Below are 13934 nucleotides of genomic sequence, written 5' to 3' on the forward strand. Positions count from 1 at the left end.
GCCCTTTCGCGTGCTCGCTGTCGGTCGAGGTCGGTCGGGCGTCCGGTCCGGATCGGCCGCCGGGGTCGTGGGGTGGGGGTGCGGTTCGGGGCGTGCTCTGGGTGGTGCTTTCGGGGTTGTGGCGTATCCGAACCCATCCGCACGGCGAGGGACAGACGGCCGGGCGCGGTCGTCGGCGAGCGGTCGCTTGCCGCGGCGAGTGGTGCGGTGAACGGGCGGCCGGATCCGGACGGCCGGGGAAGCGGATCGATGAACGGCCGAAAACCGGATTGCGGAACTCCGATTGAGTGACCGATCGGGCCGTGACGCTTGACTCCCGCTCGGGCGCCCTGTGCAGTCACATAGTCATATTGAGTGGCTTTTGTCTGTTTCCTTCGCTTGTTGCACCGGGAGTCGGTCCATGGGAGAGCGCACCACACCGCGCAGACGACGTCGGACGGTCGTCCTCGCCGCCCTCCTCCTGACCGCCGTCACCGCCGCGGCCTGCAGCGCGCCCGGCGGCGAGCGGGACCGCGGCTCCGCCCCGGGCGCCGCCCGGCCCTCCACCGGAGGCGGCGGCGCCGACCCCACGCGCAGCTTCACGCTCGTCGCCAGCGGCGACGTCCTGCCGCACGACTCCGTCATCGCCCAGGCCGCCAGCGACTCCACCAGCGCATCGAGCGGCGACCACGACTTCCGGCCGATGCTCGCCGCCGTCCGCCCGGTGGTGTCCACAGCGGACCTGGCGATCTGTCACATGGAGACCGTGTACGGCGCGGACGGCGACTACCGCGGCTACCCCGCCTTCACCTCGCCGCCCGAGGTCGCCCGGGGCCTCGCCGCCACCGGCTACGACGCCTGCTCCACCGCCTCCAACCACTCCCTCGACGACGGGGCCGACGGCATCCGGCGCACCCTGGACGCCATGGACACCGCCGGGCTCGCCCACCACGGATCGGCCCGTACGCCGCAGGAGGCCACCACCCCCGGGTGGCTGAAGGCCGGCGGCGCCAAGGTCGCCCACCTCGCCTACACGTACGGCACCAACGGCAACGACACCCCCGAAGACCAGCCCTGGGCCGTCCAGCTGATCGACGAGGCGAAGATCGTCGCCGATGCCCGGGCGGCGCGCGGCGCCGGCGCGGACGTGGTCGTCCTCAGCCTGCACTGGGGCACCGAATGGCAGACGGAACCGGACGAGCAGCAGATCGCCCTCGCCCGCGGCCTCACTGCGTCCACCACCGAGGGCCGACCCGACGTCGACCTGATCCTCGGCACCCACGCCCACGTCCCCCAGGCGTACGAGAAGGTGAACGGCACCTGGGTGATCTACGGCATGGGGGACCAGATCGCCGGCCCGATGTTCGACCACACCGGCGCCCGCGACCACCGCGGCAACCAGGGCTCCATCGGCCGCTTCACCTTCGCCCCGCCCGCCCGGCCGGGGGAGCGGTGGGCCGTCACCAAGGCCGAGTTCGTCCCCCAGTGGTACGACACCTCGGCCGGCCGGGTCGTCAACCTGCCCGCCGCCCTCGCCGAGGACCCCGAGCGGGAGGACCACCAGGCGATCCACGACGCGATCAGCGCAGCCGTCCTCAGCCGGGGCGCGGACCGGGACGGCCTCGTCCTCGCCCGCTGACCCCGGCCCGTAGTCGGACGGTGGATCAGGGCACCACCGTCACCGGCCACCGGCCCGCCTTCACCAGCCGTACCGCGACCGAACCGATGAACCGGTGTCCCGCGGACTCCGACAGGCCGACGACCACCGCGTCCGCGGTCAGCTCCTCCGCGGCCCGCGTCAGCCCGCCGTACGGGTCCCCGCGGAAGGTGTGGAACTCCCACCGGACGTCCCAGATGCCCCGGACGCGTTCCGTGGCGTCCCGGATCTCGGCGACCAGGCCCTCCGCGATCTCCTCGGTGACGTCCACGACCGGGGCGCCGAGCGCCGCGCCCGCCGCCACCACCGGCTGCACGTACACGATGGCGAGCAGCGCGTTCTGCCGGCGGGCCAGCCCGCTGGCGTAGGCGACCGCGCGCAAGGACGCGTCGGAGCCGTCCACGCCGGCGAGGATCACCTTCGGACCGTCGGTGCCGCGTTCGAAGCGGGAGGAGCTTCCCGGGTCGGGGGAGCGTGGGGGCTGCGGAGGCTCGGGCTCTGTCACACCACCGAGGCTATGCCGTCGTCCGCAGGGACGGACCCGGGATGCCGTCAGGTCGCCGGGCCCGTCCAGGGCGAGGGACCCCGGCGGTCGATGGCGTGTTCTGGCGAGGCTTGTTCGACTGCTCTCATCGGGTGCTTTCCCGTGCGGTGGCGTGTTGGTGTGCGAACCGACCGCGCACTCGTGCGAGCAGTTGGTCATGAAGAAGGATCAGACGCCGGAGCGCCGCTCGGTGCTCCGCATCGCCGCGGGCCTCGGCGCGCTCGCCACGGCCGGCCTCCTCGTCACCGAAGGGACCGGGGAACAGTCCGCCGCGCCCAAGGCGGGCCCGGTCGGGGCCGGGGCTGCGGGGGCGCCGGGCACCTCGGCGCACCGGGTCCGGGCCTCCGCCTACCGGCTCCAGCCGATGACCACCGTGCCGCGGCGGGCGCGCCGGACCAGGCCGCCCGTGCGTGAGCACCCGTTCCTCAGCCTGCCCGCCGAGGGCCGCAGCATGGTGCTGACCTTCGACGACGGGCCCGATCCGAGCTACACCCCGGACATCTTGACCACGTTGCGCCGGTACGGCGTGCCCGCGATGTTCTTCGTCTGCGGCGAGATGGTCGCCCAACACCGGGACCTGCTGCGCCAGATGTCCGAGGACGGTCACGTCATCGGCAACCACACCTGGTCGCACCCCCTGATGCCGTCGTTGTCGGCGGCGCGGATCCGCAGCGAGATGGGGCGCACCAGCGACGCCGTCGAGGGGGTGCTGGGGCATCCGCCGCTGTGGTATCGGGCCCCCTTCGGCGCCTGGAACCGGCTCTCGTTCCAGATCGGGGCCGAGTTGGGCATGGAACCGCTGGGGTGGACGGTGGACACCCTGGACTGGACCGAGCCGGGCGCCGGCACGATCGTGAGCCGGGTGCTGGACGGGGCGGGGCCGGGCGTGGTGGTGCTCTCGCACGACGCGGGCGGCGACCGCTCGCAGAGCGTGGTGGCGCTGCGGAACTATCTGCCGAGGCTCCTGGAGGCGGGGTACCGCATCACGGTCCCCCAGCGCTGACGCGCCCGGCACGCCGGGGCACGTGTGCCGTGTTGGCGTCCGCGGGCCGCCTGTGGCTTGTCGCGCAGTTCCGCCAGCGCCACATGCTTCGCTGCCCCGTCATTCATCTGCGGGCGTGAGGCGGAGGCATTGAGGGGCGCGGGGAACTGCGCAGACCCTACACCCTTATAACTCGAAAAGCGCCAGGTCAGATGCAGAAAAAGCCCCGTCCGGCGCGTGGCCGAACGGGGCGTTCTGTGGTCTGGTTCGGGGCTAGCTGATCACGTTGCACGGGTTCAGCTTGGTCCGGTGGGTACGGCTTGGCCGGATACGTTGCTACCTCTGTCGCACACCAGAGAGGGCGTACGACCGTCGCGTGAGTACCGGCTCAGTGTTCGCGTGGCCGGTATGGCAACCGAGTGAGCCTGCCCCGCCACGGCTCCGGACCGGAACACGGCGCAGGTTCCGGAGCGGAGACAGGCTCACCGCACGGCAGGCAGTAGCCCCACCCCGTCTCGGGGTCTGTCACACACTCGGCGTGGCAGTGCGGGCACTCCTGCATGGTCGCCCTCTCAGGTCATGCCGTGATGTCGTACTCCCCGGCCTTCACAGCGGCCGTGAACAACGCCCACGACTCCGACGTCATGGTAACGACGGCCTCCGGGGCGTTGCTGTCCCGGAACGCGACCGTGCCGGGAACGTTGGTGGCCACCTCCGGGCAGTTCTGCACACCGGAGCGGGGGCGGCACATGGTCATGCCGACGAACTCGAATGCGGGCCGCTCGGCCATGGTTCGTTTCCCTTCGTCGTGCTGCGGGGAGTCGGTCCCCGCGCCGTCATGCGACCCGCCCCGGCAAACGCTCACCCCCTTGCCCGTTCGGAGCGTCCACCAGGGCGGGGGCTCACTCGGACGCCAGGCAGGCGGGGCAGTTCGCAGTGCGCTGCCACTGATCGACCTTGCCGGGCGCCCCGCACTTGGGCTGTCCGTCCTTGAGGAGGTGAACGGTCAGCAGATCATCGCCCGCCGTGCCGGTGAACTCTCGAACAGCGGGTGAGTGTCGGTCCTTCACAGCCACTCTCCCGGCTCGAATCGGTAAGGGCGCATGATGTACGCCCGGTAGGTCAGATGACCGGGGTGGGCCTTGAGGTGAGCGACCGCCCACACGGAGCCGTGTCCGGACTCCTCGGACGTGTCGCTACTGCTTCCGCACTCCTTGCACTCCATGGCGTGCAGGAAGGGTTCAGCGTCGGGCGACGTGTCCGGGCCCAGAGCGTGTTCCCGGAATCGGTACGTGGAGCGTGCCATCACTGCCCCCTGCACTGCGGGCACGGGAACGGGCACTGAGGCAGCGAGACAGCCGGGAACGCGATCATTCCGGACGCCTCGTCTCGCCGACCGCCGTACGCCTCCCACCACGGACGACCGTCAGGCGTCCTCGGGTCCACGGAGCCGCTGGCGAAACCCACCAGCCCCGGAGCCACGAGAGCGCCCGTGTGATGGACGGGTGCAGTCACACCGCACCACCACCCGTGAACTCCCGATACAACTCCACCTGCGCCTGAACCTCGGCGCACAGCGACTCCCACGACTCACCCGAGACCGTGGAGCACAGGTCCCACGCGCGCTTCCCGTACTTCTCCTTCAGCCCGTCCACCGGGTACGGAGACGTCGCGTACCAGTGGGACGGCAACGCGTCGCGATACGGGATCGACGTGAACCACGACCAGCCATCAGGCAGCGACTCAGAACAACCGCCGACACTCACGACGTCTCGATCCCGAGGACGTACGGGAAGTCCGCTTGTAAGTTTGGGCACTGTCGTCAACCTCCACGAGGGTTGGTGACCACGCCCCCGGACGTTCGCGCGTCGCGGGGGTCCTTGTGACACACAGTCAACGGCCGTTGCAGCACCCGGGACAGGTGAAAAGGCGAGGTACGTCCTCGCGTGACACCGGTGAATTTTACCTTCGCTCGTGTTTCTGGCGTCGCTCAGAGCTACCTTGGGGGCATGCCACAGCCGAACCGGAAGCTTGCAGCTCGGATGGAAGAACTCCGGCTCAAACAGAGAGAGTTAGCACGTCTCATCAATACTGAGATCGGCGCTCTAACAGGGAAGTCGGGCAACGTCACTGACGCAGATGTGCGCCGATGGTTACGCGGCGAGACCAAGTGGCCGCAGGAGCGAATCAGGATCGGTCTGGAGAGGGTTCTCTCTGCGAGTGCTGTGGATCTAGGGTTCGTGCCGCGCAAGAAGCGAGCTGTCCCCACGGAGGAAGACCCCATGCGTCGTCGCACACTCCTCAGCGCTGCGGGCGGGGCAACCCTGGCCGTAGGGGCCCCGGACGCCACCGCCTCTCAGCGACTTGGCATCAACGATGTTCGGCGCTTTCATCAGGACTACGTGGCCATTCTTCGGGACGACGACGTAGGGCGGGGCTCGAAGAGGGTGGAGAACCTGGCGGTCGAGCTGGCTTCTCGAATCCAGTCTGCCCTGGTGCAGTCCACGGCCTCAGCCCGCGTACAAGGCATGCTGCATCGGCTTGTCGCGGAGGTCACTTGCTCCGCTGCGTTCGCTTCGCTTGACGCTAAGGCACCGAAGCGGGCGCGTACGCACCTCGACAGGGCCCTGACCTTCGCTGTCCTGTCTCGGGACAGCGAGGCAGCGTTTCATGTCTGGAACCACATGTTCCTAGCGTCCAGCATGCGGGAGAACCACCCTGAAGCTGTGGCAGGGGCAGAGGTGATGAAGCGCTCGTCAATCGCACGGCGAGATCCCCTATACGCCTCTCTCGGGCACCTACGCAACGCCAACGGACTTGCCCGCGTACCGGCACGGCGGTCCGACGCTCTGCGAGCCCTCAGCGATGCCGAACGCGCCTTTGCGCGTGCTTCCGACCAAGAGCGGCCCGTGTGGATCAGGTTCTACGACAGCAGCGAGTTTGATGCCCTGTCCGCTTTCGTATGGGTGGCACTGGGGGAGCACGAGAGGTCTGAGTATTGCCTCCATCGCACTCTTGCATCCATCTCGAAGGAAAAGACTCGCGATCGAGCCTTGTATACCGCGCATTTGTCTCTCGCTCAGGCCAGACAAGGCGATTTGGAGCTAGCCAGCGCGACAAGTCGACAGGCGTATGTGACGCTACCTTTTACGTCTGAGTCAGGGCGCACGATTCGTACTTTGACTGCCACGCGCAAGATGCTCGTAGCCTCAGGGTCAAAGGTCTCCGAAGTGGTCGAATGGATTGAGGAGTCTGCCGAATGGACCTGAAGTGCTACACGCACGCGGACGCACGGGATGTGCGCTCCCTTCTCTTGGACATCCACGACGAGGCGTACGCCGATACCTCGGACGAGTTCCACTCGCGGGAGCGCTTCTCCCACTTCGTTGACCGCTGGTCTTCGCGAGAAGACTGGCTATGCATTTCAGGTTGGGAGGAGGGTGGCCCAGTTGGCTTTGCTTACGGCTCCATGTTCAAACCGGGCGGTTGGTGGAAGGGGCACCCCCGCCCCCGGATGCTCAGAGGATCCGTCTTCGCCCTGTCGGAACTCATGGTAATTCCAAAATGGCGCGGCGGTGGGCGCGCACAGACACTTCACGACACGCTACTCAATGAAGTGACGGCCGACATGGTCTCGCTTACAGTGGAAACCCAACGCCCCAGAATCCAGGCCATGTATGAGCGCTGGAAATATACAAAGGTAGGCGAAGCGAAGCCTTCTGACGACTCCCCGACATACGCAGTCATGGTCCGGCAACTGTAAACAGGCACCCTGCTGGGATGCCATAACAAAGGAAACCCCGACCATAACGGCCGGGGCGGATAATTATCCTCTGCATCAGCCGTTCAGTACATTCATCAGACGCGCGGCGCCCTTCCCACCAAATACGGCGATGCCGCAGTAGAATTCGATCCGGGTTCGATATACCGGCTTGTCGTGTGCCTCACCGAGATCGGTCGCCTGGATTCCGCCGTTCGTCAGGCCCGTGACCGCCGCGTCAGCCTCGTTGGTCCCGAAGCGAACAGCGTAGATATCCCCGGTTTCCTTGCCACCCGTACCGGCAGTCAACGGCAGCACATCCGTACCGTCCAGCTTTTGGCCAGCGTCCAGCAGTGGGATGCCATTCCACATTATGGTGCGCTTCCCTGCGATGTCGCTCATCAAGAGTTCACCACCGCCCAAGCGGCGGAATCCGGAGCGAATTCGTGCGATAAGCTGGCTGTTCATGTAGAGCGCGCCGTTCGACCCGTTGATACCGCGCACGGAAGCGGCGAGCCTATCAAGGGCATCAAAGAACTCATGGCCGTTGGCGATAGGTCCGACTCCGTTCGCGTCGATGACCTGGCGCCCAATGAGCCGCTTTCGCAGACCGTCAAACCCCTTCGGGTTCACCATGGTGTCACCGTGGAAGAACTGGTCCGAGAAATGCATGGACGCAGCCTTGACCTTCATCACGGTTTGGACTACCCGCTGATCGTTCTTGTCGCCCCGGGTCTTGACGATGAATCGGTCAACGTCCGCGTCACCGCCGAGGATTGCCAGCGTCTCTATTCGTTGGTTCACCGAACCCGTGCTCTCCGGGTATGCCTCATTTACGGCCCGGAAGGAAACACCGGGAAGCGATGATTCCTCGTTGTAGGCGTAGGCGGAGCCCTCGAACGTGATCAGCGGCAGGCGGTCAAGAATGGGCGACTCCTCAACGAAGGTTTGGATCACTCCCATCTGAAGATGCTCGGTGCAAAGCTTCGCGGACTCGGCAAGCGTCAACGCCATGATGAACTCCCTTATCTAGTGAAATGTTGTTACTGACTGAAAGATCAGTCAAAGATTCCGTCGTCGTCTTCATCGAATTCCGGTGCTTTGATCGCGGCGCGGGAACTCGGCGAGAGCCCCAGTTCTCGGATGTAGCGGGCGAGCTGCGTCCGGTACTGCCCCGCGATGGTTGCGGCCCCGTTCTTCACCGTTCCGCGCTCAGCGGTGACCATGAGCCCGCGTTCGGAAATGTCCCGCTCGGCTTGGTCGATACGCGCGACGCACACGCACATGTCATTCACGGTGGTGTGGTCGACTTCCCCGATACCGGCCGCTACTTCCAGAACGGGGACCACGCGTCGCCACTCTTGCAAAGCCATGTCACGACAACGGACGTTCGCTGATTCAACCTTGGGATCGGACGAGAACCGGAAGACTCCCACCCAATCCGGTTCGGCGAGGACAGCGCACGGAACAACTACACCTTCCGTGATCGCTGTCTTGGAAGGGTTCCCTTCACGTGCCCGCTGGATCGCGGGTTTCGGTCTATATCGGTCTGCCATTCACTCTCCCTTTACGACGATGGACCCGATTTCGGGCACCCAAAAACACTTTCAGCCCCGGAGAAAGTTTTTTCGCTCCCACTCGTGCGGCTGTGGGAGGGGCAGGGGGACCCCGCCCGGGGCCACCGCGTCAGAACGGCGGACGCTCGCCTGACTCACGCTGCGAACGTCGCTCAGCAGCGAACCCGCCAGGCTGGTGCCGAGCCGTCTCGCGGCCATGGCACGACGTGCACAAGGGCCGAAGGTGCTTCCACGCATCAGGGTTCGGCTCGCCCCTCGCCACCAGCTCTCGCCGGCTCACAGGGTGATGGTCGGCAACCGTCGCAGCGGCAGAGCAGAGCACGCACCACGGGTTCGCGTACAGGTACCTACGGCGGGCACCGGGCCACTGCGGGCCGTACGCGCTGGTGCCCGGAGTCTCACGGAGTCGAGTCGCCTCACGCTCATGAGCGGGACACCGACCACCACGGGGGGTCAGCTCAGGGCACCCCGGGATGGTGCAGGGCCGGCGGGGTCTACGGGGCAGGGGGATCACCTCCCAACGGGGAGCGCAATCGTGCGATATGCAGAGTGCCTTTCGCACATCCGCGCGGCCCACATAGATGAATTTGACGGACCGGACGAAACCCTGTCTCCTGCTGCCATGTCTACACACGAGACCGAGCGCGACGCGGACGCGGACGCGGACGGCTGCATTGAAATCGGCTTTGGGAAGAGCTACTTGCGTCTCAAGGGAGTGTCGGAGCACGTGCAGATGGCTGGACTCACAATGGTCTTTCTTGTCGCTCTCGCGGCACTCACTGTCAGAGCCCTAGAGGTACGTGCTCAGGCGTGAGGGTGTCACCAGTGGTGCAACACGACGGAACTCCGCACTCGTCTTGAGCCCGTGGCACTCGACACAGAGCGCATGGACGTTCCGGTCTGTGTCGTCCCCGCCAAGGGCGAGCGGCTTCACGTGGTCAATCTCCAGGCCATCAGCGGGGAAGTCTCCGAGACACCACGCGCACCAGCCCGAGCCGCGAGCGTCCACCCTGGCCCGGAGCCGTGCCGCACCGTCGTACCGGGCCGCTCTGCGTCGTCCTCGGCGTGCACGGGACCGGACCGGAGCCCGCCCCTCGTACATGCGGTGGTGCTGTTCACAGCGGCCCCGATGGGTCGCCGGCTCGGTGCAGTCGATACAAGGCATGGGCGCCCCCTCATGTCGTGTACTCGGACACCATGGGGAGACCACGAACTACGCGTTCCTGTGGTCTCCCCGCGCTCTGTCCGGTGCGCGCTTCGCAGCGGACGAAGCTTCGGGCGAGAGCCCCGGGCACTCAGACCACCTGTGTCCCCCTGTCGGGCGGGTGTGCGGTAGTCCCGTTCTCTCGGTTGCACTAGTAGTAAGGACCGACAGTGGCCTGTCACGTCCCGACCATGACGACATGACGGTTCGATGGCGTTTCTCGTTTTCTCTATAATTTTTTATGTGCAATCAAAAACACCTATCAAAACGTCATACCGTCATGGCTCCGTCTGCTGACTGCCCCCGCTGCCGAACCCGAGCCGGCTTGCTCCTCATGGCTCCGAGCAACCGTGTGCGGGTATGGGAAAGCCCCGGACGGTCACGGGGACCATCCGGGGCTGTTAGGGCGGCTACGGCCGTACTGCGCCCCGTCACCGGGGACCGAGCCTGACCCGTGCACCCATGTCGGCACGGACTACAGGTGATCGTAGGTGGTGCGACGGGGTGGCTACGCGGCTTCAGCGAACCTGTCCGGGTCGGACTCGGGCTCAGCCCACTGGATCGAAACCCGCGCGGCTCCGTCGAACCGCACGCCACGGGAAGGGGCTTTGGTGACCGTCACCGTGTCAATCGCCAACCCGATGAGGTCCCTACGCGCAATCGGGTCGGACGCTTCCCACATCCCGTAAGCGCGGCCGTTGACGAGTAGCGACAGGTCGACCGTGCCGGAGCCGGCAAGCTCGGTGAGGCGTTCCTCCGCCGCGTCCAACCGTGCTTCTGCTGCGTTCTTGTGGGGGATGCGGTACTTGGCGGAGCGTCCCGTGTAGAAGCCGGCCCGGTCATCGCTGTGCCACTGGTCGAGCGCGGCTTGTGCGGCTCGTACTTCGGCGCGTGCGTCGGCGACATCCTGTGTCTCGTCGGGCTGCCTCCATGCCTGCCAGCGCTCGCCCACGGCGACCAACAACGGATCGTCTTCACCGGCTCGGTACAGACGATCGGACCACGTGGGCACGATGTACCGCTCTATGACAGCGCGGCTCACCGTGGCGGGTGCGGGGCATGCTTCGGGTCCGTCGGCCCTGCGCAGGCAGACGTACGACGCGCCGTTGAGGGTCATCGAACCGCCGCATCCGGCGCACCGCATGCGCCCGGACATGCTGTGTGCGACGCGGCCCGGTCGCTCGGTGCGCGGGGCCATGCTGGGCACCTGGTTGCCGGACAGTACGCGGCGGGCTCGGGCGGCGAGTTCGGCGGGGATCATGTCGGGCAGCACGTTGGGGGTGACGACGCGGACCTTCTCGCCCTTCTCGTTGAGGAACGGAACCCGGTCGGTGTGGGACTTCCCGCCCGGGGAGTGTGTGAGCCACCCCTCATACACGGGGTGGATGATGATGGCGCGGATGGAGTCAGCCCGCCACACCGCCCCCAACGGTGTCCGGAGCCCTTCAGCGTTGAACTTGCGGGACAGCGCATGCGAGGACACACCCTCGGCTATCTCCGTGAAGACGCGAACGATCACTTCCCACGGGGTGACTTCCTTCTGCCCCTTCACCAGACACATGTAGGGGGTTGTGTTGGGGCGCAGCTTCCGGGTTCCGGGGTCAACCGTCAGCCCGAAGGGGGCGCGCCCGAGCCACTTGCCCTCGCGCCGCTGCGTCGCCTTGGTGCTCTTGACGTTGTAGCTCAGCCGCTGGCTGTACTCGCGTGCGTTCTCGGCGCGGTCGATGATCCACCGCCGGTCACGCTCGTCCATGCTGTCCAGGCGCTCGTAGTCGAAGATGACTCGGGCCTTGCCGAGGATCGGAACGACTGCTTCCGCGCCCTTGCGGCTGAACCGGTCGAGCGCGAACACCCACAGGCACGGCACCTCACCGGCCAGTACCGCAGTCATCGCCGCGTCGTACTTCGGGCGCCGGATGTCAGACCAAGCCGACAGGTTCTCTTTCCACACCTTGCGAACGCAGTAGCCGTTCTCGTCGGCCCAACGTCGGCCCCGGTCTTCCTGGTCCCGGATGGACAAAGCCCGCTCGCCCTCGCGCACCACCTTGGACTTTCGCAGCAGTAGATCCACCTGGGGGCGACCGTGGCACGTGCACACCCCCATGACCTCGGTAGTTCCCTTCGTCCGCTCGGTGGAGTGCGAGGGGTTCCCGGGACCACGGTCCGTGCTGCTGCCTGAATGCTTCTTCATGGCCCTGGTAGAGACCGAGGATGTCCTACGGGAGCGCGCGGGGAGGGTGGCGGTAGTCATGGCTACCCCTTCTGACCTGCGGGTTCGGCCCGTGCCGGGCAGTTCCCAGGGTGTTGGGACTACCTGCGCGAACAACCCACCACCGGGCCGCAGGGACCGGCGCTCCCGGAGGGAAACGGCGGCTTCGCCCAGAGGCGCAAGAGGGCGCGACCTGACGGCCGCGTCGGGGCGCCCCGGGAGCGGCCGAGCGCACGACTGGCTGCCGGTGGAGCGCGTCAGCGGGAGGAGACCATGCGGGCGAAGACGACCACGTTCGCGTCGTAGCCGCGCTCGCGGGAGTACGCGCCGCCGCAGGTGATCACGCGCAGCTCGGGGTAGCCGGTGTCCCCGTACACCTGGGAGCCGGGGAACTCCTCCTTGTCGTACACCTCCACGCCGTACACCTCGAACACCGCCGTGCTGCCGTCGAGCCGGGGCACCTCGATGCGCCGGCCCGTCTTCACGGAGCCGAGGCCGTAGAAGACGGCGGGGCCGGTGGCGTTGTCGACGTGGCCGACGACCACGGCGGTGCCGCGCTGGCCGGGGGCGACACCGTTCTGGTACCAGCCGGCGATGTCGGGGTCCTCGGCAGGCGGCGCCTCGATCCAGCCGTCGGGGTCGAGGCCGACGTTCATGAGCGGGGCGTCGATGTCGAGCGAGGGGATGCGGATCCGGTCGGCGGGCGCGTGCTCCAGCGTCTCGACCGCGGTCACGGGGGCGAAGGTCTCCCCCTGCGAACGGCCGAGGGAGGCGGCGGCAGCGGGCTGCGGCGGGCCGAGGGCCACGTCCACGCCGTTCTTCATCAGCGCGATGCCGGTGAGCATCACCAGCGCCAGCACTCCCCAGGGCGAGCGTCGCCGTCTCGCCTCCGGGTCGCGGTACTCCGCGCCCATGGGCACTCCCCTTCATGTCCTTCGCCGCACTTCGGGCTTTTCTTATGACATGTCACTTTTATTGATTTTCAACGGCACGTTAGGGGAGAGAGGCGATCTTGGCGAGGAGGAAGGGGCGAACGGGTGGCGACCGCCACCCGGGGTGACCCATCCGTGCCATCGGTCCGATAAAACTTCCGGACCGGTGTGACGGTCCGTGACCTGCGGCTCCGTGGAATCCATTGGGCGTGACGTGGGCGTGTCGGCTCACCGGGCCGGACGAGCGTCGACATGCGGCGGGTGGCGAGCCTGGTGAGGGTTCGTCATGGAAGGCGTACTCGTCGACTTACCCGGAGCACCGCTCCGGGCGTCTTCCGATGGAGGTTCACGATGCGTGCTTCACGCGCTCTCGCCGTGGCCGCGGTCGCGTGCGCGGCCATCGGGGTCCCGGCCCCGCTGGCCGCGGCCGGCGGCGGCGACAACCAGGATCTGGGGCCGTTCAACATCTCCGTCCACCCGCGCGCCGTCCACGAGGGCGGCACCCTGACCATCACGGTGAACGGCTGCAACCGCGGCGGGACGGTGACGTCGAACGCCTTTCCCACGGCCCGCCTGGAGAACCGCGACGGCCGTGACAACCGAGATGCCCGGGACAACCGCGATAACCGTGACAACCGTGGCGACAACCGTGACAACAGGGACGGCGGGGACAACCGCGAGGCCCGGGACAACAGGGACGGGCGGGAGCGCGGCGAGCTGACCGCCTTCGCCCGCGTCCGCGACAACACGGCCCCCGGCGACTACAACCTCGCGGTCCGCTGCCACGGCAGCAACCGCGTCGAGACGGCCGAGTTCACCGTGCTCCGAGGGCGCGGGGCGCACGGCGGCCTCGGTGGCACCGTCGCCCCCACCACCGCCGAAATGGCGGTCGGCGGCGGGCTCGTGGCCGTTGCGCTGGCCGGCGGCGCCTTCGCGCTGACCCGACGTCGCGGGGCCGCCGGCGGACGGGCCTGACCGCATCGAACCTCCCGGTCGGCGCAACCGCCCCGGGCCCCCCCCCCGCTGCGGGCAAACGGGCCGGCCGCGGGGTGTAGGGAAAGCACAACAAAGAAAAACCCATCCCAGTGTT

14 protein-coding genes are annotated in these 13934 nt (G+C 67.3%); 4 read left to right on the forward strand and 10 right to left on the reverse strand.

From position 1 onward, the window contains the following. The first annotated feature begins 400 nt into the window (after positions 1 to 400). Positions 401 to 1618, forward strand: coding sequence for a CapA family protein (locus tag AB0E05_RS34675; RefSeq protein WP_361971240.1), 1218 nt, complete (start codon positions 401 to 403; stop codon positions 1616 to 1618). A 25-nt stretch (positions 1619 to 1643) separates the two neighbouring features. On the opposite strand, the gene AB0E05_RS34680 is transcribed toward AB0E05_RS34675, so the two are convergent. Next, positions 1644 to 2141, reverse strand: a complete 498-nt coding sequence (locus AB0E05_RS34680; protein ID WP_361971242.1) for a universal stress protein — start codon at positions 2139 to 2141, stop codon at positions 1644 to 1646. 196 nt (positions 2142 to 2337) lie between these two features. Here AB0E05_RS34680 and AB0E05_RS34685 point away from each other — a divergent pair, with 196 nt between their 5' ends. Next, on the forward strand, positions 2338 to 3183 hold the full coding sequence (locus AB0E05_RS34685; protein ID WP_361971244.1) for a polysaccharide deacetylase family protein: 846 nt from the start codon (positions 2338 to 2340) through the stop codon (positions 3181 to 3183). A 556-nt stretch (positions 3184 to 3739) separates the two neighbouring features. On the opposite strand, the gene AB0E05_RS34690 is transcribed toward AB0E05_RS34685, so the two are convergent. The 4 genes from AB0E05_RS34690 to AB0E05_RS34705 form a co-directional block, all read right to left on the reverse strand. Next, complete coding sequence (locus tag AB0E05_RS34690; RefSeq protein WP_361971246.1) at positions 3740 to 3952, reverse strand: DUF397 domain-containing protein; 213 nt, start codon at positions 3950 to 3952, stop codon at positions 3740 to 3742. Positions 3953 to 4064: 112 nt separating this feature from the next. Next, complete coding sequence (locus AB0E05_RS34695) at positions 4065 to 4232, reverse strand: hypothetical protein (protein ID WP_361971248.1); 168 nt, start codon at positions 4230 to 4232, stop codon at positions 4065 to 4067. Further along, positions 4229 to 4468: a hypothetical protein gene (locus tag AB0E05_RS34700; RefSeq protein WP_361971250.1), complete on the reverse strand. Its 240-nt coding sequence runs from the start codon at positions 4466 to 4468 to the stop codon at positions 4229 to 4231. The genes AB0E05_RS34695 and AB0E05_RS34700 overlap by 4 nt, the downstream gene beginning before the upstream one ends. A gap of 205 nt (positions 4469 to 4673) precedes the next feature. Continuing rightward, positions 4674 to 4853, reverse strand: a complete 180-nt coding sequence (locus AB0E05_RS34705; protein ID WP_361971252.1) for a hypothetical protein — start codon at positions 4851 to 4853, stop codon at positions 4674 to 4676. Between the two features lie 1568 nt (positions 4854 to 6421). On the opposite strand from AB0E05_RS34705, the gene AB0E05_RS34710 reads away from it, so the two are divergent. Then, positions 6422 to 6925, forward strand: a complete 504-nt coding sequence (locus tag AB0E05_RS34710) for a GNAT family N-acetyltransferase (RefSeq protein WP_361971254.1) — start codon at positions 6422 to 6424, stop codon at positions 6923 to 6925. A 75-nt stretch (positions 6926 to 7000) separates the two neighbouring features. Here the strand turns inward: AB0E05_RS34710 and AB0E05_RS34715 are convergent, their stop codons facing one another. The 5 genes from AB0E05_RS34715 to AB0E05_RS34735 all read right to left on the reverse strand — a co-directional run bounded on the left by AB0E05_RS34715 (position 7001) and on the right by AB0E05_RS34735 (position 12826). Then, the gene (locus tag AB0E05_RS34715; RefSeq protein ID WP_361971255.1) at positions 7001 to 7936 is read right to left on the reverse strand and encodes a major capsid protein; all 936 of its coding nucleotides are present in this window, start codon (positions 7934 to 7936) and stop codon (positions 7001 to 7003) included. 44 nt (positions 7937 to 7980) lie between these two features. Beyond that, positions 7981 to 8478 (reverse strand): phage terminase small subunit P27 family, encoded by a 498-nt coding sequence (locus tag AB0E05_RS34720; protein WP_361971257.1) that lies wholly within the window; start codon positions 8476 to 8478, stop codon positions 7981 to 7983. An 811-nt stretch (positions 8479 to 9289) separates the two neighbouring features. Continuing rightward, complete coding sequence (locus tag AB0E05_RS34725) at positions 9290 to 9664, reverse strand: HNH endonuclease signature motif containing protein (RefSeq protein WP_361971258.1); 375 nt, start codon at positions 9662 to 9664, stop codon at positions 9290 to 9292. Positions 9665 to 10211: 547 nt separating this feature from the next. Further along, on the reverse strand, positions 10212 to 11774 hold the full coding sequence (locus AB0E05_RS34730; RefSeq protein ID WP_361971260.1) for a recombinase family protein: 1563 nt from the start codon (positions 11772 to 11774) through the stop codon (positions 10212 to 10214). A 395-nt stretch (positions 11775 to 12169) separates the two neighbouring features. Beyond that, positions 12170 to 12826, reverse strand: coding sequence for a class F sortase (locus tag AB0E05_RS34735; protein WP_361971262.1), 657 nt, complete (start codon positions 12824 to 12826; stop codon positions 12170 to 12172). Positions 12827 to 13195: 369 nt separating this feature from the next. On the opposite strand from AB0E05_RS34735, the gene AB0E05_RS34740 reads away from it, so the two are divergent. Beyond that, the gene (locus AB0E05_RS34740) at positions 13196 to 13819 is read left to right on the forward strand and encodes a hypothetical protein (protein WP_361971264.1); all 624 of its coding nucleotides are present in this window, start codon (positions 13196 to 13198) and stop codon (positions 13817 to 13819) included. Positions 13820 to 13934: the final 115 nt, after the last annotated feature.

The organism is Streptomyces sp. NPDC048057, assembly GCF_040653095.1.
Classification (GTDB): Bacteria; Actinomycetota; Actinomycetes; order Streptomycetales; family Streptomycetaceae; genus Streptomyces.

Coding starts and splice junctions, on each gene's coding strand:
- AB0E05_RS34675 (WP_361971240.1), top strand. CDS start 401: ATGGGAGAGCGCACCACACCGCGCAGACGACGTCGGACGGTCGTCCTC.
- AB0E05_RS34685 (WP_361971244.1), top strand. CDS start 2,338: ATGAAGAAGGATCAGACGCCGGAGCGCCGCTCGGTGCTCCGCATCGCC.
- AB0E05_RS34690 (WP_361971246.1), bottom strand. CDS start 3,952: ATGGCCGAGCGGCCCGCATTCGAGTTCGTCGGCATGACCATGTGCCGC.
- AB0E05_RS34700 (WP_361971250.1), bottom strand. CDS start 4,468: ATGGCACGCTCCACGTACCGATTCCGGGAACACGCTCTGGGCCCGGAC.
- AB0E05_RS34710 (WP_361971254.1), top strand. CDS start 6,422: ATGGACCTGAAGTGCTACACGCACGCGGACGCACGGGATGTGCGCTCC.
- AB0E05_RS34715 (WP_361971255.1), bottom strand. CDS start 7,936: ATGGCGTTGACGCTTGCCGAGTCCGCGAAGCTTTGCACCGAGCATCTT.
- AB0E05_RS34720 (WP_361971257.1), bottom strand. CDS start 8,478: ATGGCAGACCGATATAGACCGAAACCCGCGATCCAGCGGGCACGTGAA.
- AB0E05_RS34725 (WP_361971258.1), bottom strand. CDS start 9,664: ATGCCTTGTATCGACTGCACCGAGCCGGCGACCCATCGGGGCCGCTGT.
- AB0E05_RS34735 (WP_361971262.1), bottom strand. CDS start 12,826: ATGGGCGCGGAGTACCGCGACCCGGAGGCGAGACGGCGACGCTCGCCC.
- AB0E05_RS34740 (WP_361971264.1), top strand. CDS start 13,196: ATGCGTGCTTCACGCGCTCTCGCCGTGGCCGCGGTCGCGTGCGCGGCC.